This window comes from Reichenbachiella agarivorans, assembly GCF_025502585.1.
Taxonomy (GTDB): domain Bacteria; phylum Bacteroidota; class Bacteroidia; order Cytophagales; family Cyclobacteriaceae; genus Reichenbachiella; species Reichenbachiella agarivorans.
In genome coordinates this window covers 2,769,253-2,792,769 of record NZ_CP106679.1, presented here as the reverse complement: position 1 = coordinate 2,792,769, position 23,517 = coordinate 2,769,253, and the positions used below count along the sequence as shown (strand labels likewise).

Sequence of the window (23,517 nt, the reverse complement as noted above, 5' to 3'; positions counted from 1 at the left end):
CCGATGATGGATATGGTTTGTTTTTTGGTCATGATATTCTGTTTCCGCTTGTCAAGTTCTTTTTGCCTCGCCGGCAGAGCCTTACTTTCTTCATTAAGGAAGAAAGTAAGCAAAGAAATCAAGGCTGTGAAGAAAATAACTAAAACTTACTCCCTTGTCGGGGAAATTATAAACTCGAAGCTCGTACTTCACTTCTCAAACAGTATAATTTTCTTTTTCTCCAAGGAATCCAGTTTCTTGACGCCTTTTCTTCAAGGCCAAACAATTTGTTAATCTTATCCTAAATCTGTCGATCAAAAAACAGCAATGTATCCACCAAATGCTCCTGCCAATATTCCCACTGGTGGCCACCTTCAAATTCTTCATAGGTATGGGCAATGCCTGCCTTGTCCAGGTCAGCATGCAACTGGCGATTGTAATCGATCAACAAGTCGCTGCTGCCACAGTCAAAGCGAAGCGGGGGCAGGTCGTTTCGATTTTCCACCATAGCAGTAAAGGCATCCTCATCGAGGCGCGCCGTCTGCTGGTAGTGATCCAGAGGCTCCACGACAAACAGTTTCATCTGTCGGATCTCTGTGATGGAGCTATGTGCCGAGATACCCGCGTATTGCTTCGCATACTTGGCACCTACTCGCAAAGCGCCAAATCCACCCATCGACAACCCCGAGATGAACAGCGGTGATTGGTCAGAAGTCTGGGGGATCAGTTCTCGCACGGCAGCTGTCACATCCTCGGCAATCCATTTTTCAAAATCATAGCCATCGTGCGCCATATAGGCCGAGCCGTCGCCCCACAATCCATCAGAAGGCATGGCCAGTACCATCGCTCGGATTTGGTTCTCGCGGATCAGTCGCTCGGCGGTCTGTGCTGCACCGCCCTTCATCGCCCAGATCCAAGCACTGCCGTACACACCGTGCATCAACGTGACAATGGGTAGGTCATGGAGGTCTTCACCCTCAGGGACAAAAACGCAGATATCGCCGCGCCCCTTTAGGTTCGGTGTCTTCACGGTAATGAAGCGTAGGCCTCCAATCTCAAACTGCGGATCGGATAGTTCGGTTGTTTTGAATTTACTCATCAGTCGAATACAATTACGCCTTTGGCATTGCGACCGCCCAGCATGTCGTCGAAGGCCTGCTGCAGGTCATCGAGCGGATAGGTGCGGGTGATCATCTGATCGAGCATCAAGTCGCCCTTGTCATACAGACTCACCAATTTAGGGAAATCTATCTGCGGACGGCATTTTCCGTAAAGAGGATTGATGTAAATCTTGTCCCATTCGAAGAGCCGCATATCGATAGTTATTTCTTCTTCGATCCCACTGACCTGCACGGCAGTACCGGCATTGCGGATCATCGCCAGCGGAGCTGCACCCAAAGCAGGGATGGCTGTACACTCAAAGGCATAGTCCGCCCCGCGTCCCTTGGTCATGGCTTTGACTTGTTCGGCGGCTTTCATCAGCCCTTTGTCTTCCTTATCAGCCAGTATCGTTTGGGTTGCCCCAAAGGCCTTGGCCATTTCCAGTCGCTCGGGATTGATGTCGATCGCGATGATCATGGCTGCACCCGAGATGCGAGCTCCTTGGATGACGTTGAGACCTACTCCACCAGTACCGAGTACCACAGCCGAACTGCCAGCAGAGAGTTTGGCGGAGTTGACGACCGAGCCGTAGCCCGTCATCACGCCGCAGCTGATGATACTCGCCGAGGGCATGGGCATGTCGCTGGACAGTTTCACACAGGCAGAGGCTTTGACCAACGTGTACTCTGAAAGCGTCCCGATATTGAAGGAGCGTTCGATGGCTTTGTCATTCCACTTCGTACCGTCGAGGTGCGCGTGACCAGGCGTATAGCCATTGCCTCCTGCTGTCACGGGTGAGTTGTTTTCGCAGATGTGCTGGTTGCCCTCCTCACACTGAAAGCATCGCATACAAGGTGTCGCCCAGTTGAGGATGACTTGGTCTCCGACTTGGAAGTCCGAGACTTCACTTCCCAATTTCTCGATGATTCCTGCACCTTCGTGCCCCATGACGATGGGCTTGCCCCAGTTGAGCGAATCATGATCGGTGTGGCAGAGTCCCGCTGCTTTCACTCTTATTAGTATTTCATCAGCTTGGGGATCAGCGACCGTTACCGTATCGATGACGAAACTCCCGTCTCCCTTGGCTATTGCCGCTTTGGATTGAATGGCCATATCTCTTACTTATTGACTTAAATAGTACAGAGTACAAATATGACGAGAATCAGCGCCGCCTTAGTTGCTTATTTTGATTGAAAAATATGCTATTTTGTAATCAATTTATTCAAATGAATTCAATGCATAAGAAAATAGAATACAAATGAAAGCCGTGCTAGAGCAAGTAGCCATTGCCGAACAGGACAGTATTCGTGCCTTTCGTTATTCCAAAAAGGTTTTTGATGCGCCTTGGCATTTTCATCCCGAGTATGAATTGACCCTCATCCTCCGAAGTGCTGGCATCCGCTACGTGGGCAACAATATTTCAGATTTCAACGAAGGTGATTTGGTGTTGCTGGGCAGTAACCTGCCGCATTGTTGGAAAAACATCGATGATAAAACCGGCCCTAGCGAATCGCTGGTGATTCAGTGGCGCCAGGAGATCATCAGCGATCTGCCGATTTTCGACCAAATCCATGAACTGATGCATCGTGCGCAGAGAGGCTTGTTCATTCACCCCAAAGATCGGCCTGAAATCGCAAGTCGTATGCATGCGTTGACCGACAGTACGGGGATTGAGCAATATCTTGGTTTTGTGGAGCTCCTGGACTACATCGCACGCCATGCGCACTACGACTATATCGCTGGCGCCTCCTATTCGTACGACGGTACCAGCGCCACTACGAACCGCCTCGAAGTGGTGCAATCTTACGTCAAAACACACTTCAAAGAGAAAATTAAGTTGGCTGATATTGCCGATAAGCTAAGCATGAGTGAGCAGTCCTTTTCGCGCTTTTTCAGCAAGACGATGAGCAAGCCCTTCTTCGTCTTCCTCAACGAATACCGGGTGAATATCTCCAGCCGACTCATCCTAGAGACCGACCTACAGATGGCCGAGATCGCCTACCAATGCGGCTATGAAAGCCTGCCTTTCTTCTACAAGCAATTCAAAAAATTCAAAGGCTACACGCCACTGGAGTTTAGGAAGATGTATCGGAGGATTTGAAATTGGAATGCATGATGTTATGTTCGTTATGCTTTTCTAGATCATGTAATTTTTGAGACAAAAGTTTTTTTGCTTCATAAATGCTGTCCTTTTTTAAGGGTATGCCTAGTATTATAACGGTGTTCTTTACATTGTTTATTCGATTTGAGTAATTAATTGTCTTTAATTCTAAATGGGAGGAAGGGTAGCATAGAAAACCAAATTTATCTTCAGAGTTGCTAAACGAAGAGTATGCCAAGATTTGATGTAAGTCATGCCTATGATCTTCTTTTAGCGAATCACTTCTGTCAAATTTGTTGTAAAGATTTGACTTGTACTTAGCATCAATAAAAACAAGAAACCCATCCTTATGATAAATGGCATCAGGTTCAATATGCTTCATTTCCCAAGCGTAGTGCCTTAAAGTCCTGGATTGAAATTTAAAATTGGGGAGCAACTTCCCACCTGTTTCTTTGGCCACCTCTGTGAAAATATATTGGATGAATTTTTCAAAAACTTCTGAAAAATCAACTCTCCACGCAGTACTATCTGTCAATTTGAAATTAAGGATTCTATTTGCTTGATTTTTACAAGATTTTACTGTCGGGCTGTCTGCAGCCCTGATTGCAATTTTACTCGTTGTTTTAGGTCGATGGAAATACAACTTTTCGTCAATAAAACCCAGTTGAGTTCGAATGCTGCTTTTAATTCTTTGTGGAGTTTTCGATGAAAGCAGTTCTGCCTTACAAATATCATAAACATACCGCACTTCTTCATACTCTGTATGAAACTCACTAAGAATGTTTTTTTTGATAGGAAATTTAAGCTGTTTTTCGACTTTGTAATGAGAGGATATGTACTTATTCCAGTTGATTTGTCCATTGGGTTGAGTTGATTCTTTTTCGATATTATCAAATTTCTTCCATGATTTTTTTAATAGTGACTCGACACTAGTGATGAACTTTAATGCCTCGAGATATAATGGAGGTCTGAAATTTTTCCCTGAAGCCAGCGGTAGACTATCTATCGTTTGCGGACTAATGTCGGGCCCCAGAATGTTTAGTATTTCAATGTAGTCCTCAAATCGGTCTTGACCAATGAACCTAGGCATTACAACAAAGTCACCAATTTGCTTCCCAGTATCCGGAGCTCTTAATGGAACGGTCCCGATAAACTCTGATGAACGAAAGGATAATGAAGTGCTTTGGTCAGTACCAATGATGTATGGTTCAATGCCTAAGAATCTAAATAGGCTGGAATTATAGTCAATGAACTTTTGCAAGTATTGACCTATTATTCTTTTGTCCGCAGCTTTAAACCATTTTTTTTGTAGTGTGATTCCGCTTAATTGCTTGGAGCGCTCGGTCAAACAGGGTATTTCGCAAAAAACATCAACGGGCTGTTTCATTCAAAAAGTGATTGACCTATTCGAGTTGAAAAGTAATTATTGAATTCTTCCTTTGAGTTTTTCATTAAGCCTTCTTGCAAATACTCCTGAATCAACGGGAAAACTTCATACCTAATGCGGTTTTTCATCTCATTTTCACTGTCGGCAATAAAATAACCTTGACCAGGTTGCAGTGAGAGCTCATTGCTCGACGCGTACCAATTAAAGATATCTTCAATGCGAGCAAAATCATCTTTGAAAAATTGTTTAATATTTATTGCTTTTGGTTTTAGCGAGTACCAGGCAAATCTTCTTCTCAATGCAAAATCAACAACGGCTAGGCTTCGGTCAGCTGTATTCATCGTTGCTATAACGTGAAAATTATCAGGAAGCACTTTAACCTTGAAACCGGGAGTTATTTCTATTTCTACATTCGACGAATCCATTTTGTGTTCAAATAAGTAAAATATCGGCCCAAGGACGTTAGAAAGATTAGCTCTGTTGATTTCGTCAATGACCAAGACTACTTTTTCCTTTCCGTGTTCAAGAGCATATTTAAGGGCTTGGGTAAAAATCCCTAAACTTTCAATGTAGCTAAGTTCATTATTGCCTAAATCAGGTCGAATACCATATATAAAATCGGAAAAGCTTGTTTCAGCATGGAATTGAGTAAAAAACACAATGGCTTTCATTTTTTCAGCTACCTCTTTCGCTGATCTTGTTTTCCCCGTGCCTGGAGGTCCTTGGAGTACTATATATTTTCTCTCCGTCAAAAGATTTATTATCTCTTCTGTTTCGTCAATAGCTTCTTTCATTTGGAGAAAAGGTGATAATGCAGCTGATAGGGATTTGCGATGGCTGCTGTTTGAAGGCCAATCTCTTAGTTTCGCGTACCCAGCAACGAAGGCTGCTATCGTTTGCTTACCTACTTCGCTTTCTGGATTATCAACAATTTGACACACAGGAAGTACTTTGGTATATGTCTTGACGGTGTTCTTAATATGCTGTAAATCCCGATGACCTGAGATTGTCTTAGGTAAACTTGTTTCTATATCTGAAAAATCCGATTTGCAAAACCCTTTGTGATCTACAAGTTGAGAAAAAAGTCGTCTCAACCCAGGGTAAGTAGCAAGCTCGTAATCATTCTTAAAACCACTTGAACCAATGCCTAAACAAACCAGCCAGGGTTTCCCTTGATCATTTGGGAATATGGTTAATGAAAAATCATGAAATGGTCCTGATACATCTTCATCAGGGTGAATAAACCCGAAGTAAGCCCCATTATCTTTAAGAGCCTCCTGCCCTGTGTTGTTTCTTTCGATGTACGGTTTATGGAATTCTGCTTCAGGTTTTGCGCCAAACGCTATCGCCTGATTTGTGATAAACTGTCGAATCTCTTCTATCATATTAGTTGTATTTGATTTATTGTGTTCCCAACTGAATCTTACATTTACTTGTCTTGCTCGTCATTATTGATATGTTAGTTCGACTTATTCAGTTCTTTCAGGTTGAAATTACTCAATATGGATAAATCAAATATACTTATTTATGCAAATAGGTCTGCTAATTATTCTTTGAAACCAAAAGTTTAAACACAGCGAGATTACTGATCTATTTGAGCACATATTTATTATAAATCTTTATTTATACAACACAATAGCATATGAATCCATCAAAATAAAGGAAGATTAATCAAGGGCCGCTCGCGTACTTTGCTAGTAAGATAGAAGGTGTATAGAAGGCACTGATCTACACAACTGAGTAAACAAGAGCTGACATGAAAAAAAGCGCACTGCCCGATCCATTCGCACAAGCCCGAGAAGCCAAAGGCTATGGCACAATAGAGGATCAAAACGATCCCGTCACCATGCTACTCCGTCTCAAAGACGTCCGCAAGACAGCCAAGGACACGAAGACATTTCAGTCTGGTGCTGCTCCGGGGCGTATCGTGGTGCCGTCGGAGGTGAGCATACGCGATACCCGACAGATTCCCTTTGAGGTAGATCCACCGATGCACGGTGAGTACCGGGCTTTGTTGGAAGACTGGTTCAAGCGACCAGAGCAGCCAGATTATCGCGAGAGTTTGGAAGAGATCATCACTGAATTGGTAGACGAAGCGCTGCAAACGGACAGCCTCGAAGTGATGGAGCAATTTGCCCTAAAGCTACAGTCACGTGCGCTCACACTGCTACTCAACATCCCCTACGAAGAATCTGATACCTGGATTGGTTGGGGGATGCACGTATTCAGAAGTGAAGAATCCGCGCTAGACGGAGACAAGGCGGCCATTCTCTACGACTACATCGATGCGCAAATCGACAAGGCCATCGAACACCCGGGAGATGACCTTTACTCAGTGCTGCTAGATTCCGAAATTGAAGGTCGAAAGCTGACCAAAGAAGAAGTCAAAGGCGTGATGATCCTGACCTTTGCGGGTGGCAGAGACACCGTCATCAATGCGGTGACCAACTCCATTGCCTACTTCGCAGAGCATCCTGAATCGCTCTGCCGACTGGACAATGAGCCTGAGATCACTGCTCACGCCGTGGAGGAACTCGTGCGCTATTTCTCGCCGCTCACCCACATGGGTCGAGTGGTGACCGAAGACACCCAGGTCTGCGAACATGCCGCCAAAGCAGATACCAGAGTATCGCTTTGCTGGGCTTCCGCCAATAGAGATGCCTCGACGTTTGAAAACCCTAACGAAATAGTCATCGATCGCAAAATGAATCCTCATGTGGGCTTTGGTTTTGGGATACACAAATGCCTAGGCGCTACCCACGCCCGTCAGGTATTGAGAGTTTTACTCGGTGTGCTTGCGCAAAAAGTGAAATCTATCGACATCCTAGAGCAAAAGGACAATATCGAGGACTGGGGCGAATTCCAACGAAAAGTGGGGTACGACAGTATTCAGGTAAAATTTCATGGAAAGGACTAACCTTCCTTAGCCAAAGGTATAATCCTATCCTCCTCAGGATGGGGGATAGGGGAAGGAAATTCAATCAACATTAAAAAATACAACAATGGCAAAAATTACATTTATCACCAGCGATAACGAAACGATCGTAGCAGAAGCAAGCAGCGGCTCTGTGATGGAGCTGGCCAAGGATAACAACGTCACCGGCATAGACGGGGACTGTGGGGGCGTTTGCTCCTGTGCGACCTGTCATGTGCATGTTGCGGCAGGGGATTTTGACAAAGTGGGAGCTCCCGGAGAGATCGAGGCAGACATGCTGGAGCTCGAAGACAACTACAACGAGCACAGTCGCCTCTGCTGTCAGATCGACATCAGCGATGCGATCGATGGGGTGACGCTCCATGTAGTGAATTAAAATTTATATTAACATAACAACCCTCCAAGGGTTTTAAACCCTAGAGGGATCGTCTCTCAAACTATGTCTACAAAAGATAAAACCTGTCTCGTGATCGGCGCGAGCCATGCGGGCGTCAACTTTGCCTTTGCGCTGCGCAAAGAAGGCTGGGAAGGCCGCATCGTGCTCTTCGACAAAGACCCAGTACTGCCCTATCACCGCCCACCGCTCTCCAAGGCCTACCTGACCAGCGACGATTTGATCGAAAAGCACTCACTCAAGTCAGCGGAAAGCTACGAAAAAGAGCATATCGAACTATGCCTGGGTGTAGGCATCAGCTCCATCAACCGTGACACCAAAACCATCACACTAGATACTGGTGAAACTCAGGTGTACGATCAGCTGGTTTTGGCGACAGGAGCACGACCACTCATCCCACCGATCCCAGGCATGGACACAGCACATCAGCTGTATCCGTTAAGAACCGCTCATGATGTGCAGCAAATCAAAGCTGCACTGGGCGACGGTAAGGGCAAACGTGCGGTGATCATCGGCGGTGGATACATCGGACTGGAAATTGCCGCATCGATGAAAAAAGTCGGCACTGATGTCACCGTACTCGAGCGCGAAGCGCGCGTACTGGCACGTGTGACGGCACCTGAGATGTCCGCATTCTTTCAGCAATTGCATGCGGAGCAGGATGTGAATGTACTGACGAATAAAAATGTGGTATCCATCGCAAAAGCTGACGAAAGCAACATCGTACATTGCTCAGATGGCAGTCAATACCCAGCAGACCTGATCGTGGTAGGGGTTGGCATTCGTGTCAATCTGGAGCTGGCCAAGGATGCGGGGTTGGAGATTGAAAACGGCATCAAAGTCAATGCGCAGACACAAACCAGTGATCCTGCCATTTACGCAATAGGCGATTGTAGCTTTCACCACAATCCGCTTTACGACCGTTGGGTGCGTCTGGAGTCGGTACAAAATGCTGTGGATCAGGCCAAAGTAGCCGCTGCAGTGATCGCTGGCAAGGACGCCAGCTACAACAGTCTCCCGTGGTTTTGGTCGGATCAGTTTGATGTCAAACTGCAAATGGTAGGATTGTCCGAAGGGTACGACGAGCTTTTGATCCGTGAGGAAGAAGGTGAACGCAAGTTCTCTGCCTGGTACTTTCGTGGTGATCAACTACTGGCTGTCGATGCAGTCAACAACGCCAAAGCGTATGTGATCGGCACGAAGTTTATCAAGGAAAGCGTAAAAGTCGACAAACAAAAACTCGTAGAGCTATCAACCGACTTGAAACCAGTCCATCTGCTCGCTCCATCGTAAACAGAAACACACTTTGTTTGTACAAAAAAACCAAGAGGCACCACACCTCTTGGCCTAAAGATACATGAGCAAATTCGTGTTATCTTCTCACATTGATTTTCATCGTCTGTATTTGTCCTTGAGCATACAGCCTTGTGACATAAATCCCTGCTTCTAGGTGTCTCACATCCATTACATAGTCCTCGGATGCATGAACCATACCCCTGACGACTTTTTTGCCACGCATATCATATACTGACACCTGGTAAGCCTCCTCTGTCAACCCCGCAAATCGTACTTGTGTACTCGCCGGCACAGGATAAGCCACGATAGACTCGGAGGACAACTTTTCATCCACCTCGGTTCGGGTGCGTGACGATTGGTTGCCAACACGTGTCAAGGTGATGTGATCCAAATTCCACTGCCAATCTGCCGCTCCTGCAGTCAATCGGATCGTATGATTTCCTACAGTGAAGTTGGCGGTCTGAGTGGCAGATTGGCTTTGATAAGTCCCCCATCCACCCGTACTGACAAAGTTGGTACTGAAATAGTAGGTCCCAGACACCGCAATATCTACCGATGTACCAGACAATGGAGTCGCATAGTTGTACACTACTTCGTAAGCCCCTGCTTCGGGGATCGATACCACATAGTCCATGTAGTCTCCTCCGTTGACGAAGTTAATGATCGTACCTGATGTATTGGCTCCTAAACCTGGACCTCCAGACAAAGCGTCGTTGTAGGTTCCTCCTGTCGTGGTGAAATTTTCGGCTTGCACGACAACAGACACATCGCTACCTGTGCCTCCTCCGCTCGAAATGACTTTGGTCAAGATCACCTTGTCTAGATTCCATTGCCATGCATTCGTTCCAGAAGCTTCGATACGTACGGTATGGCTACCCGCTGTAAGCGACACATTTTGTGATCCACTGAGTGTTGCAAAACCACCCCAAGACCCATTGTTGGGAACATTGTCGGTCGATACCGTTTGCCCGTCTACTTTGATGCGTACTTGTGCATTGTCCGAAGGCGTGGCGATGCTATATTTGATCTCAAACTCCCCTGCTTCCGTTGCATTGATGGCATATTCGGCCCAGTCACCCGTATTGACATAATTGACGATCGTACCCGCATTGTTGAATCCATAGGGAACCAAGCTGTCGTTGTATGTCCCGCCTGTGCTGCCAAAACTCTCCGCCTCGATGATGATCTCAGCCCCACCTGTAGACGTTCCGCCTCCAGTGCTACCTCCTCCTGTATCGCCTGTAGCTACTGGCTTGTACACACGAATCCAATCCACTTTCATCTGATTTTTAGTAGCATCGTTGAGTTCAGCATCTCCAGGTGTACGTCCAGCTGCCACATGCCAGTCCTGTGATTCGACATTGATGATGATGTCTAGTTCTTTGGTGAATCCCACTCCGCCCTGAAAATTGTACGGGTCGATCACGCTGACGCTCGATGTATTGCTGGCATTTTGCAAGGTCGCAAACGTGTAATTTGCGCTGGTCGCAAAGGCATTTTCGGTCTGATAGCCATCACTATCAAAATCCAACTGACCATTGGTCATGCTAGGATAGGTATAGTACCACGTGTTTCCATTCTTGGTGGCACATGCCTTGTCGTACAGTACCCGCACCAGTTCTCCGTCAACGTAGTATTCAAAATGCTTGGGACCGATCCAGTTCACACCAATTCTTACATACTTTCGGTTGTCGTTGTTCCAACAATAATCCCCCCAAGAAGTCGTGATGTCGCTGCGTGTCCACCAGCTGTTGTGTCCTCGTGGTTGGTAGTCCTGAAACGGATTTCTCACGAAAGAGTGATGACTCAAGTGGATGTCCTTGGCAAAAAAAGCATTGCCATTATCTGCCCCACCGTAGCACTCAATCATGTCGATTTCCTGCGTATCGTCTGGGCTCAACAACCACACGTCAGATGCCAAGGAAATATTGGCTACACTCACTGCTGCTTCGATGAACACGGGATATTTCACTTTGTTGTTGGAAGTGATACAGCCCGAATTGATGCCTGGCACCCCCATTTTGGAAGTGCTCGGATTTCTCGAAGCACGAATCACCAAGTTGTCACCGTCCACCGCGGTGTGATTGTACTGCCAGTAGGTTGATCCAGGGCCATTCCAAGAATTGTGGTAAAAATTGTACCACTTGTTGTTGCCAAAATTGGACAGTTGGTTGGTCGCATTGAAGGTATAATTGAAATCATCTGAAGGTGCCGTTTGTAGCTGCCATTCTTTTCCTGATCCTGCATTGGCAGGGATAGCCACTCCGCTCCATTCCTGGCATACGGCCACAAAACAGACCATGTTGGCCAATACGCTGTATAGTACTTTTTTCATCATGCTTGTAGTATTTTATAGAATAAAGGGGAAGCTGTTTGCAAAGACAGCCTCCCCCTTTGTTTATTGTATTTTCACTTTTACTTTTTCATCCACTCCTTCTCCCTTTACTCGCAAGAGGTAAAGACCAGACTGAAGTGAGGCTACATTGACCTGATGGTTGTAACCAAAATCTATTTGCTGATCCATCACCACTCCACCAGTCAAGTTGTACAACACGACTTGATAGTGCCCAGGCGTCAATCCCTTCAGGTTAAGTTGATCGGCCGCTGGATTTGGATAAACCTGTAGTGCCAAAGACTCTTGCTGTGAAGTCAGATTTGACGCAATAGTTCTAGCACTTGCTCCGCCTTTGGACAAGATGAAGCGGTCCATGTTCCATTCCCAGCCATGGATACCGGCTCCTTTGAGGCGAATCGTATGTGATCCTGCACTCAGATGAATCGTCCCCCCTGCTACGACAGAGGCAAATGCATCCCAATTGCCATTGCTAGGCACAGCATCGGTGCGCTGAGCTACCCCGTCCACTGACAGCTCTACCGCTGCGCCGTTGACAGTCGTACCCATGAAATACTCGACATTGTAATCTCCAGTCTCGGGGATATTGACATTGTAATCTGCCCAATCACCCGTCTGGTTGTAGTTGATAGCCATCACGCTCCCGACAGTATAGGTCAAGAAGCCAGAGTATGTCCCTCCTGTCGTTGCAAAATCCTCGGCTTGGATAGTCAAGGAAACAGGGTTTCCTCCTCCAGTACTTGGCAACTCTCCGACTTTCGTCAAAGTAATTTTATCCAGGTTCCACTGCCAAGCATTGGTTCCCGAAGCTGTAATTCGCACGGTATGTACACCTGCTGTCAGTGTAGCATTGTTGGACGCAGTGAGTCCCTGATAGCTATCCCACTGCCCATTGTTGGCGACATTGTCTGTCGAGACATTGTTGCCATCTATGGCTATCTGAATCTGCGCATTGGTCATAGGAGTAGAGATTTGGTACACGATACTATACACTCCGGCCTCCCCTACATTGATGCTATACTCTGCCCAATCGCCTGCATTCACATAGTTGATGCCCAGCCCTGGTGCTACATTCACACCATTGGGCACATGACCGTCGTTGTACGTGCCTCCAGTGCTGGCAAACGACTCTGCTTCGATCACGATCGTAGTACCCGATGGCGTACCCGCAGATACCGTCACTGCAGCAGTGGCTGTTTTGTTGCCATCCGCAGTAGTCACTGTAACGGTCGCATTCCCTGCTCCCACAGCTGACACCAACCCGTTGGCATTGACAGTAGCGACATTGGAATTGCTTGATGCCCAAGAAACAGTCTTGTTGCTCGCATTGGCAGGACTCACCGTCTCGGACAAGTCCGTACTCTGCCCAACATTGAGAGAAAGTGAGGTAGGCGAAACAGATACTCCCGTGACTGCAATCATCTGACTAGAAGTATTTACCGTCACTTGACTTGTTGCGATCTTGGCACCATCGACGGTAGTCGCCGTGATGGTGGCCGTCCCGTTGGCTACTGCAGTGACCACACCGTTGGCATTGACAGTAGCGACGTTGCTGTTGCTAGATGACCAATTTACCGATTTGTTGGTGGCGTTGGTCGGTGCGACCGTGGCAGTAAATGCCTGCGTAGCTCCCACACTCGTCAGGGTAGCCTGAGTCGGAGATACACTGACTCCCGTCACAGCGACAGACGGACCTGGGTCTGTACCGATCGTACGACCAGGGGCAGTTGTGAATTCCCACGTAGAGAGGTTCACGACGCACACTTCTCCCGAATGATGAAAATCCACATCGATTTGGTTGTTGGCTTGAAGCAAATTGACTGGAACGGGAATTTCCAAGGTTCCAAACCATCGGCTTCTGTTTTGGCTCCCTCCTCTCCAATCAAGTGGCGCTTCTACTGCCACCCCGTTGACTCTAAGTTCATCGATCGATAAGAAGCCCACTTGGTCATCCTCAGCGTCAAACAAATTGACCGTGATGCGTAGCATGGCTTCTGCCTTGCTGGCATCCTGAGGTACTGCTACATCGTTGACATAGAACGTATTCATACCCGACTGGATATCTACTCGCTCGTTGCTGCTGACTGCTTCTCCGTAGAACTTCTTCTCCACAGACTGTTGGTTGATTGTGACGTTGTTGGCATACGTGTATTTCAATATCATGGTACCATCAGCCGCCAATTGTACAGCAGAAGGAGCCGAACTGGCATTGGTATCATCCAGCTTCACCGTGCTAGTTCCTTGCAGATACAAGTGCTTGGTGTTGACATTTTGAAGAGTCGGTCTGTTGCCAAACATATTCAAGTTGATGCTCTTCGCTACACCTTCGAGGTTGTTGAGGATGAGGTACATGTCTCTGCCATCGATATAAGAATCCACCTGAATATCAGGATCACTTGACTTGGTGTCCACTCTTGTTCCTTTGACTTCTGCCCATAGCTCAAACCACTTGATGTAGTCACTCCACTCCCAGTTGCCGTCATGGTCATCATCTCGCATCATCTTGTACTGGTAGATATACTCTGGCGTACCGTCACCGTTTTGATCTACATCTCCCCATTGGGCTTTGATAGGAGTAAAAGGCATCGTCTTTTCGATGTAATCTGGTCGCTCCAGAAACTGCATCATCATGGCGTTGAAGGGCTTCAAGCTCTCCCAGTCATATCTCGCATCATGAGGGAGGTAAGTCCACGCACCCTGTACCGCTCCATATTCGGAGATGACCAAAGGCTTGCGGTTGTTCACTCCATTTTTTGTAACATCATACCACTCGATCATCTCCAGCATAGCTTCTACATGACCTCCAGAACGTGTCGCTCCACCGCTTGATCCATAGGTCGGCCAATCGTACATATGAACAGAGTAAAAATCCATGTTGTCTCCCGCATTGTCCATGAAGCCTTTCCAAAGGACATCCCATTGTGTCCAAGGACCCGTTTGATTGAGGTAAGCAGACTCTGTTTGCTCACGAGCATAGGCCTTGGCGATTTCATCACCAGGAGTATTGCCGTAGTAGGCATCCGAATACCCTACCGTACGTGACCGGTGTAGATCATCGGCAAAAAAGTCATGGAGTCCCCAAGTCATCCCGCCAATTTTAGGAGCCCGATTGCCGAGTCGGTTTCGTACTCCCTCTGCGACGAGATTGTGATACTCCCAGATATCCTCCCAGCTCGTCACCATGAAAGCACCAGTATTCATGAGCATATCAGGCTCATTGATCACTTCCCAATACTCTGGCATCAACTCACCCTCTGAGGCCAGATCATCTACAAAAAACTCATCCAAATACTGAGTCACCCAGTCGGCAGACGTCTCGATATCCTGAGGCAGCCAAGCGTATCCATTGGCTCTACCCCACTCAGATCCACACATGTGCCAGTACGACAAGGTCGGATAGGTCGGGTGCGGGTTGGTTCCACAAATCTTTCCTGTAGATCGGTTTTCGTACTGCTTGGTACCGTTGGTCTCTATGATGTTTTCGTACTCTTCTAACCACCAACCTGCAAAACTCGACAAACTATCCGGGTCATGATGACTCCTGTTGTCAGGGTCTTCGGCGGAATACTGAAACTTCCAAGTAGAGGAACCGTTGTCCCTACCGAGGTAGACATCCAAGTCATTGAGAAGGTATTCCATTTTTTCTTCTTCTCCAGCCCAGTCACTCTCTGACAATGCTGCGTGCAAGGTAATATGGCGGTCTCGCCCAAAATCAGAGACACCACCTACTTCATGTTTGATGTTGACGTTGACATCTACTTCAACGTTTTGAGCAGACAACTGCTCCAGTATAGGTATTGTAAGTAGAAGAAGCGCACACTTCTTCCAGTATGAATATTTCATGTTTAGTCATTTAGTTTTTATAATCATTTTTCATGCAACAGGCTACCCAAAAGGGCATACCAGTGATAGCTAGGAACAGGATGTTCCTATGTGTGCAAACCAACCCACATTTTATTTGGACTTGAGGGGACAGATGGTCTTTGACTACTTCAAGAGATTAAAGCAGAAAGTGTGCGTGAGTAATTATAGAATCATAGATATTCGCGGTTTAGAAGTTACAGTTAATTTCTAGACATAGGTCTACCAATGATTTTGATTTTCCGGTCATTACTTGGTGGGCCTTATGTTTTTTACAGATTAGTGAAAAGAGAGACGCATGATCCAAAGTCTCCTGATAGCCCGTGTCCAAAGGACACCATAGGGCATACGGTATGAGGGGTACAGTCATGTTAGTCTTTCTCAAAATAATCAAAGTCAAATTGATCTATCTCTGCCCCATTTCCTAACAAACACACTAGACAAAAACTGAATAGCTACAACTGGACAACAAGAATATGACACGACAGATTTGCTACTTGGACTTTTCCGAATCAGATCAAAATCATGGCTATATGCAAAAAAAAGCAACTTGCAGCAAGTACATTCATACCACACTGACAGACAGGCAACTAGACAACAAGAAACATTCTACTAAATATAAATATTCCGTCTATAGATTTAACAATTCATAGAATCAAGAAATCCAGTAGGTGATAAACAACAATATATAAAACTAAAACTGGGCTAGTTGTCTAATTGAGGTGAATTGCTTGCGTCTGTATTTATGATCCTGCCACCAATCTTGGTTTTTCATGTTCCGAATGCCACTCGTGAATTGCCTCTTCGTCTATACCCGTCTGCCATACGTACACGACCTGAAGTGCAGGTAGTCTGCGCAAGTGATCCATACTACTCACCGTGACTCCCGTACCATATAGATTGAGTTTCTCCAAAACAGGGAGCCCTGAGAGTTGTTTTATTCCTGCATCAGTGATTGCATTGTTACTCAATTTTAAACTTCGCAAATTCGGGTACCCCGCAAAGTGCACCAAATATTCATCGCTGAGTCCACTGTCGTCCATAGCTAGCCAAATGACATGCTCCCTGACCTTATCTAGCGCATCGAGATAGCGCATGATATCAGAAGGGTTGGCCGTACCAGCAGGCAAAGTCACATCTAGCGCATAACTACCAGCCGCCAGTTCGCGCACCTCAAACCCCATCAAGCGCAGTTGCTCCAAGTCCTTGGGCGCAATGGAATCCAAAGCCAACATTTGTTCCCCATCACCCGATAAGCCCAGGTAGTGACTGGCAGCCGTCATCACCTCCTCTGGTACTTCGACCTGTGAGATCAGGGTATCAAAACTCCCTCCTGCTCCATCGATCCAAAATTTGATCAATAGCTGTTGCTCCTCGGTCAAGGGCTCTTTGCCCTCTGGCGGCATGATGTCGTCATGACCCGCAGGCAGGCTGATCCGCCTGAACAGCTCGCTGGCTGAGGCATCTCCTGCTACTATCAAGTCACCGCTTTCTCCGCCTTTTAGGTATTCCTCTATGGAGGAAAAAGAAAGTTTGCCCTTCTGCTTTTCGCTGCTGTGGCAACTCATGCAACGATCCCGTATGATTGGATGCACTACATCACCAAAAATTTGTGCTTGTTGGATGTCGGTCACCTTCGGTCTGGCCAGTGGATCTACTGGCTTAGGGATGAAAGGCGCATATTTGGTCAGATAGTCCGAGCCGTGGGTCATGTTTCCGCCCAGATGCCCGGTGGCACTCATGGCGATCATCATCACCGCCAGCAGGCCGAGGTAGAGCTGAGTCTGCACTTTGGTAAAATCCACCCAACGCGTCTTGAGCAGCAGTGCCGCTGCAGCAACCACCGTAGTGATGATCCCCGCCCACATGTGCGCGTCGAGCATATCGGGCGCATAGTCACCGCTGGTGCCGAGCATGTAGCCCAGCACACTGGCCGCTACCGCACTGGCTACCCCGAGCAGCAGGGAGAATATGATGGCGGGGCGGACGTTGGACAGCCAGCCGAGTCGCTCAGCGACCTCCATCAGTGCTGCGATCATCAAAAAACCAATCGGCAGGTGTACGATCAGCGGGTGAAACCGCCCGAAAAAGAGTATTAAGTTTGATTCTTCCATTGTTCTTTATGCTTTGCTTACTTCATCCAACCAACCCTCCAAGGGTTTAGAACCCTTGGAGGGTTTTTCCCAACTACACCCGCTCTAGTTTTAGCGGTGCAGATTTATTCGCATTCCATTGGCAGATGTAGAGGTTTTTGTCCTCATCGAGGCACACGTCATGGCCATGCAATATTGGCTTTTCGGGCAACTGGTAACTAGGCTGTAGTTCTCCCCTTTTGTACTCCGGTGCGGTACCGCCGGGATTGGACACTACCTTGTCACCCTCCAGTACCGTCACAAATCCCGTGTGTAGGAGCCAATTGTAATAGCCATTGGCCTCTGGTGACGACCAGCAGACGCCAGCGTACAGGTTGTCGTCATCGATCACGGCTCGGCACATAAACATATTGTTGAGATAGACCTTCTTCACGAATTTTCCGTCAAGGCTGTACCACTTGTAGGTGCTTTCGTTGCGTGACGAGCACACCACCATGGGCTGCTTGGGGTCGCGTAGGTCGAGGGTCACCCCGTGGGCATTCTTGAGGTTGTAGTTGGAGTCTTCATTGTCATGCCCACCCCAGTGGCGGATGTACTCGCCACGGCTGTTGTACTGGATGATGTAGTCCATGCCATAGCCGTCGGCCACATAGATGTCGCCATTGGGAGCGACGGCCACCTCCGTGGGACGGAATGGATCTCCTTCCTTGTAAACCCCGATCGTCTGCGGATGCCCGATATCGAAGATGACTTTGCCATCGACAGTCGTCTTGGCTACCCGACCATTGTGAGGCGTCCACTGCCCCTCCTTGTTGAGAAACCAGCCTGAGTCCGTCAGGTAGAGAAAATCCTCCTCACCCTCCTGTGACAAAGTGAGTCCATGCCCTCCTGGATAGGCCGTGCCCCAGTAATCCAGCAGTTTGCCCGACTTGTCAAAGATCAGGATGTTGTTCTTAGGATGATCGCCCATCATGATCAATCGGCCCTTGCTGTCCATCACCATCTCGTGGCAGTTGAGCAGAGGATTGCGCACGGCACTGAGCTGCGCCCAATCGCGTACGAGTTTGTATTGGTAATCTCCGTGCCCCAAGATCAGCTCCGGTTCGGCGCGCTTGGTGATCACGTTGAAGCTCATCGACGGCAGAGCTGCTGCCAGTCCTGCCACCAGTGAAGTCTTCTTGATGAAGTTTCGTCTTGTTTTCATGTATATGTATCAGCATCCCTCCAAGGGTTCAAAACCCTTGGAGGATTAGTTATCTAACTCAAAATATCTTTGACCACATGGCCGTGCACATCCGTCAAGCGGAAGCGGCGACCCTGATGCTTGTAGGTCAATCGCTCGTGATCCACTCCCATCAGATGCATCATCGTCGCATGAAAATCGTGTACATGTACTGGGTCTTTCACTACGTTGTAGCTGAAGTCATCTGTCTCTCCATGCGTATATCCTGCTTTGACTCCTGCTCCAGCCATCCACATGGTAAAGCACTTTGGGTGGTGGTCACGTCCATAATTGTTGGGAGTCAGCTGTCCCTGAGAATAAACCGTACGACCAAACTCGCCTCCCCATACCACTAGCGTATCCTCTAACATTCCCCGTTGCTTGAGGTCTTTGATCAGGGCTGCTGTCGCTTGATCTGTGGTCTGACACTGATGTTTGATTCCACCGGGCAGATTGAGGTGCTGGTCCCACCCTCTGTGATAGAGTTGTACAAATTTGACGTCCTTCTCTAGCAAGCGACGCGCCATCAGACAATTGGCGGCATAGGTCCCAGGATCACGACTGTCTTTGCCATACATCTCAAAGATATGATCTGGTTCGTCCGACATGTCCGTCACTTCGGGCACAGAAGTCTGCATGCGGAAGGCCATCTCGTACTGTGCGATACGTGCGCTAATTTCTGGATCGGCATACGCCGAATGTTGCACTTCGTTGAGTTCTTTGAGGTACTTGAGCATCTCCCCGCGATCCTGTTGGTCATAGTTTTCAGGGTTGGTCAAGTAGAGCACAGGGTCTTTGCCTGAGCGAAATTGCACCCCTTGATGCTCTGTAGGGAGAAACCCATTGCCCCAAAGGCGAGAGTAGAGCGGCTGCCCTCCACTATTTTTGGACACCAACACGATGAACGAAGGCAGGTTCTTGTTGTCCGAACCCAATCCATAACTCATCCACGAACCAATCGATGGTCGCCCAGGCAATTGATGGCCCGTTTGAAAAAACGTAATCGCAGGGTCATGATTGATCTGCTCGGTGTACATCGATTTGATGAAACAAAGATCATCGACCACTTCTGCGGTATGTGGCATCAACTCACTGACCCAAGCACGAGACTCCCCATATTGATCAAACTTGTAGGCTGACGGAGCAATAGGCAAAGACGACTGTTGCGCACTCATGGCTGTCAATCGCTGACCCTGGCGTACGGATGCAGGGAGTTCTTTGCCAAACATATCGACCAATTTGGGCTTGTAATCGAAAGTCTCAAACTGCGAGGGACCTCCACTCTGAAAGAGGTAAACCACTCGCTTGGCTTTGGGAAAGAAATGTGGCAAATCGCCTAATCCCCCATCAAAAGTAGGGGATGTAGCATTGGCAAAAAGCCTTTCAGCTCCCAACAATGACCCGAGTGCCGCTGCTCCCAATCCCATGGAGGTCTTGGTCAGGAAATTGCGACGGTCCATTTTTCTTTCTACTTTCTGTAAATCCTTGTTATTGGATCGTATTGGTTTATGATCACACATGGTTTTATCTTTTTGTTATCGCTGCATCTGAATTAATAATCGCACTGGCTACCACCGCATTGGCAACCACTGTAGGCTGATCCAAATCGGTCTGCACGACATATTGCCCTGCTTCCAACCAACCTTTCATCTTGTCTGGGTTCTGAGAAAACTTCTCCAATTCGTGCTCCCGGAGACGGAGCAAAATGGCGAGTTCTTCTTCCTTGATTTCTCGTCCCGTCAACGAGACAAAAGCGGATCGTATTCCCTGCTCTGCACTGTCTGCTTGAGATATCTCTGCACCTATTTTTTTAGACATTTCTACATAAGCCGGATCGTTGAGCAGCACCAAAGCCTGCAGTGGCGTATTGGTTTTTTGTCGTCTCACCGTGCATTCGTTTCGATCGGGCTGATCAAACGTCCCCTGGGTCGGAAGCGGCACACTACGCTTCCAGAAGGTGTACAAACTTCGCCTGTACATGTCACTACCACTGTCAGGCACATAGGTATTGGCATTCATTTGCCAGAGTCCCTCTGGCTGATAGGGTTTGACACTCGGGCCACCTATCGTATCGTTGAGTAGAGCACTCGCCAGTAGGGCATTGTCCCGCATCATTTCGCTAGTCAGCCTCGCATTAGGCCCGCGAGCCAAGAGGACATTGGACGGGTCTCGCTCACGTAGCTGGGCATCACAGTAGGAACTCTGGCGGTAAGTGGACGACATCACGATTTTCTTTTGCAACGCCTTGACATCCCACCCACTGTGCATAAAATCCAAAGCCAACCAATCCAGCAGTTCCATGTGACTCGGCATCTCACCTTGATTGCCAAAATCCTCCGTCGTACGGACAATTCCTCGCCCAAAGTAGTTCTGCCAATAACGGTTGACAGCTACGCGTGCCGTCAGTGGATGCTCGGGCAAGAAAAGCCACTTGGCCAAGCCCAGACGGTTGCGCGGCAGACTATCTGGGAACGGCAAGATACTCTCGGGTGTATTGGGAAATACCTCCTCACCATACGCACTGTACTGTCCCCGCTCTAGGACATAGGCTTGACGAGGTGTTTCCATTTCCTTCATCACCATAACCTGCTTGACGGGTTCTACCTCCTCATTGAGTCTGCTACGCTGAGCCATCAATTCCGTCTGTTTGGCTCGATATGCCTTTGACTTTCTATAAAAGTAATATTCTTGTAGGATGGTCTTTTCCTCCGCCAACAGGTCTGCAGGAGCCTTGCTCAGTATTTGATCCAACTGATCGCTCTCCGCCAGTGCCGCTACTTCCAAAGCAGAAAGCGTACGGTCAAATACGGTCACTTCATCTGCACGACCCTTTCTCAACCCAATCCCCCGCCAACGTGCACCGATCATCAAGCCTGGCTCCATCGGCTCAGCATAGATTTGGTCTTCATAGTCATGAAACAGGATGTCCTTGTAGAGATTATCAATGTTCACCTGGGTGACCAACTCCCTCCCATTCATATAGAGACGCAATCCCTCCGCCTGACTCGATCCATCGTAAGTCATGGTCAATTGTACCCACTCCTCCTTGGGCAGCTCTACTTGACTTACTTCCTCGATGGCATTGTCTGGCCATGTATGTGCCATCACCATTTCAAGTTTGTTGTCTTTGAGATACAAATGATAGCCTTTCTTGCTGTGCAGCATCACGGCGATGTTTTTGTGAAAAATCACGCCCTCCTTCACAGAGTCTGGCACATATACCCACAACCCAATGCTAAAAGGTTCGCTGCGGTCATAGATGCCTGCGGGTTTCAGATCCAACCAAGTGTCTCCATCCAGATAGATGGCCTTGCCTCGCTTGCCCGCTGCGAATGTTGCTGGCCCTGCCTGCTGATACATCAATCCCATCTTGCCCGACTGTCCACTGATTTGATCCATCAGGTTTTGATCCAAATCAAACTTGGCCACTGCTCCTTTTAGCAACTCCTTCTTGCTCAGCTGAGTGTATTTCCCTTCCGCTATCCAAGCGTTGACCTCTCCAAGTTCCTTTTCTTTGGCCTCTGCCAAACCCTCTTCGGATTGGTCAATCAATGACTCTACGTAACTAATGATCTCTTCTTGTTCTTTGGTAGGTACAAGTATATTGGGTACAGGAATATCATCAGCGTCCCACGAGATTTGTCCCGTTTCATTGATATTGTTGAAGAAGGCAAACAATTCGTAATGGTTCTTTTGGGAAATCGGATCGTACTTGTGATCATGGCACCTGGCACAAGCCACGGTGAGTCCCATCACGCCAGTACTCAATACGGCAGTACGATCCGCCACATACTCCACTCGAAACTCCTCATCCACGATACCTCCTTCGGCATTTTGAGGATGCAGACGGTTGAAACCCGTCGCGATAATCTGTTCGCGCGATGCATCAGGGAGCAAGTCCCCAGCCAACTGCCAAGTCAAGAACTGATCGTAAGGCATGTTGGTATTGAATGACTCGATCACCCAATCACGCCACGGACTCATGTCACGGTATCGGTCGATCTGGTAGCCATGTGTATCTGCATAGCGAGCCAAATCAAGCCAGTCCACTGCCATCTTCTCACCATAGTGCGGAGAGGCCAACAACCTATCGACTTGTTTTTCATAAGCATCGGGTCGCTCATCGCTCAAAAATGCCTTTATCTCTTGTGGTGTAGGTGGTAAACCTGTCAAATCAAGCGATACTCTGCGCAAGAGCAACTCCTTGTCCGCTTGCGGAGAAGGGGTCAAGCCTTCCTGCTCCAATCTAGCACTGATGAAACGATCGATGGCATTGGTCGCCCACTGTTGTCCCGTGGCAGGTAACGCTACTTCCTTCGGTGCCTCAAATGCCCAATGTGGTTTGTACACTGCACCCTCTTCTATCCATTTGACCAAAATTGCCTTTTCATAAGCCGTCAGTTTTAGGTTAGATTCGGGGTTGGGCATGATCACTTCTGGATCTGAACTCAAAATACGATGAGCCACCTCACTCTTGGCCAAATTCCTTGGCACGATAGCATACTTGCCTGGTGACTCTGGGAGTTCCGCATAGGCTGTAGCTGCTTCATGCAATTGTAGCCCTGCTACTATCTTCCCCTTGTCTGGTCCGTGACAAGCAAAACACTTGTCCGACAAAATAGGCTTGACATGAACGTTAAAATCCAACTCTTGGGGCAGGCTTTGATAAGCTACGGCGACTTCTTCGGGCAAGTCTGGCTGACAAGCTGACAACCCGATGATCACCAAGATATACCCACACATCGTACGCCATAGGTTTTGTAATGTATTTGTCCTCTTCATGCTTTGAAAATTC

At 47.8% G+C, this 23,517-nt stretch carries 15 protein-coding genes; 4 read left to right on the top strand and 11 right to left on the bottom strand.

The window, feature by feature from the left end; translation table 11 throughout:
• Nucleotides 1–280 precede the first annotated feature (280 nt).
• Entirely contained in the window at nucleotides 281–1,078 is a 798-nt protein-coding gene (locus tag N6H18_RS11710) for an alpha/beta hydrolase (protein ID WP_262308460.1), read from the bottom strand.
• The gene (locus N6H18_RS11705) at nucleotides 1,078–2,193 is read right to left on the bottom strand and encodes a Zn-dependent alcohol dehydrogenase (RefSeq protein ID WP_262308459.1); all 1,116 of its coding nucleotides are present in this window, start codon (nucleotides 2,191–2,193) and stop codon (nucleotides 1,078–1,080) included. Before N6H18_RS11705 ends, N6H18_RS11710 begins: the two co-directional genes overlap by 1 nt.
• 145 nt (nucleotides 2,194–2,338) lie before the next feature.
• Between N6H18_RS11705 and N6H18_RS11700 the strand changes: the two genes are divergently transcribed.
• Nucleotides 2,339–3,181 carry an AraC family transcriptional regulator gene (locus N6H18_RS11700; protein WP_262308458.1) on the top strand — a complete coding sequence of 281 codons (843 nt, stop codon included), beginning with the start codon at nucleotides 2,339–2,341 and terminating at the stop codon, nucleotides 3,179–3,181.
• Here the strand turns inward: N6H18_RS11700 and N6H18_RS11695 are convergent.
• Both N6H18_RS11695 and N6H18_RS11690 read right to left on the bottom strand, forming a co-directional pair.
• Nucleotides 3,156–4,568 (bottom strand): McrC family protein, encoded by a 1,413-nt coding sequence (locus tag N6H18_RS11695; RefSeq protein WP_262308457.1) that lies wholly within the window; start codon nucleotides 4,566–4,568, stop codon nucleotides 3,156–3,158. The two genes, N6H18_RS11700 and N6H18_RS11695, sit on opposite strands and share 26 nt — an antisense overlap.
• Nucleotides 4,565–5,953 (bottom strand): McrB family protein, encoded by a 1,389-nt coding sequence (locus N6H18_RS11690; RefSeq protein ID WP_262308456.1) that lies wholly within the window; start codon nucleotides 5,951–5,953, stop codon nucleotides 4,565–4,567. The genes N6H18_RS11695 and N6H18_RS11690 overlap by 4 nt, the downstream gene beginning before the upstream one ends.
• A gap of 371 nt (nucleotides 5,954–6,324) precedes the next feature.
• Here N6H18_RS11690 and N6H18_RS11685 point away from each other — a divergent pair, with 371 nt between their 5' ends.
• From N6H18_RS11685 to N6H18_RS11675, 3 genes are all read left to right on the top strand, one after another.
• Nucleotides 6,325–7,485: a cytochrome P450 gene (locus N6H18_RS11685; protein WP_262308455.1), complete on the top strand. Its 1,161-nt coding sequence runs from the start codon at nucleotides 6,325–6,327 to the stop codon at nucleotides 7,483–7,485.
• Between the two features lie 85 nt (nucleotides 7,486–7,570).
• Complete coding sequence (locus tag N6H18_RS11680; protein WP_262308454.1) at nucleotides 7,571–7,879, top strand: 2Fe-2S iron-sulfur cluster-binding protein; 309 nt, start codon at nucleotides 7,571–7,573, stop codon at nucleotides 7,877–7,879.
• A 63-nt stretch (nucleotides 7,880–7,942) separates the two neighbouring features.
• Nucleotides 7,943–9,190: an NAD(P)/FAD-dependent oxidoreductase gene (locus N6H18_RS11675; RefSeq protein WP_262308453.1), complete on the top strand. Its 1,248-nt coding sequence runs from the start codon at nucleotides 7,943–7,945 to the stop codon at nucleotides 9,188–9,190.
• A gap of 79 nt (nucleotides 9,191–9,269) precedes the next feature.
• Here the strand turns inward: N6H18_RS11675 and N6H18_RS11670 are convergent, their stop codons facing one another.
• The 7 genes from N6H18_RS11670 to N6H18_RS11640 form a co-directional block, all read right to left on the bottom strand.
• On the bottom strand, nucleotides 9,270–11,531 hold the full coding sequence (locus N6H18_RS11670; RefSeq protein ID WP_262308452.1) for a carbohydrate-binding protein: 2,262 nt from the start codon (nucleotides 11,529–11,531) through the stop codon (nucleotides 9,270–9,272).
• Nucleotides 11,532–11,591: 60 nt separating this feature from the next.
• Nucleotides 11,592–15,389, bottom strand: coding sequence for an Ig-like domain-containing protein (locus N6H18_RS11665; protein WP_262308451.1), 3,798 nt, complete (start codon nucleotides 15,387–15,389; stop codon nucleotides 11,592–11,594).
• Between the two features lie 761 nt (nucleotides 15,390–16,150).
• Nucleotides 16,151–17,521, bottom strand: coding sequence for a c-type cytochrome domain-containing protein (locus N6H18_RS11660; protein ID WP_262308450.1), 1,371 nt, complete (start codon nucleotides 17,519–17,521; stop codon nucleotides 16,151–16,153).
• A 73-nt stretch (nucleotides 17,522–17,594) separates the two neighbouring features.
• On the bottom strand, nucleotides 17,595–18,497 hold the full coding sequence (locus N6H18_RS11655; RefSeq protein ID WP_262308449.1) for an NHL repeat-containing protein: 903 nt from the start codon (nucleotides 18,495–18,497) through the stop codon (nucleotides 17,595–17,597).
• On the bottom strand, nucleotides 18,454–18,720 hold the full coding sequence (locus N6H18_RS11650; RefSeq protein ID WP_262308448.1) for a hypothetical protein: 267 nt from the start codon (nucleotides 18,718–18,720) through the stop codon (nucleotides 18,454–18,456). The genes N6H18_RS11655 and N6H18_RS11650 overlap by 44 nt, the downstream gene beginning before the upstream one ends.
• A gap of 37 nt (nucleotides 18,721–18,757) precedes the next feature.
• A complete protein-coding gene (locus N6H18_RS11645; protein WP_073124369.1) occupies nucleotides 18,758–20,242 on the bottom strand; it encodes a DUF1501 domain-containing protein in 1,485 nt (494 codons plus the stop codon).
• 4 nt (nucleotides 20,243–20,246) lie between these two features.
• Nucleotides 20,247–23,504: a DUF1553 domain-containing protein gene (locus N6H18_RS11640; protein ID WP_262308447.1), complete on the bottom strand. Its 3,258-nt coding sequence runs from the start codon at nucleotides 23,502–23,504 to the stop codon at nucleotides 20,247–20,249.
• Nucleotides 23,505–23,517: the final 13 nt, after the last annotated feature.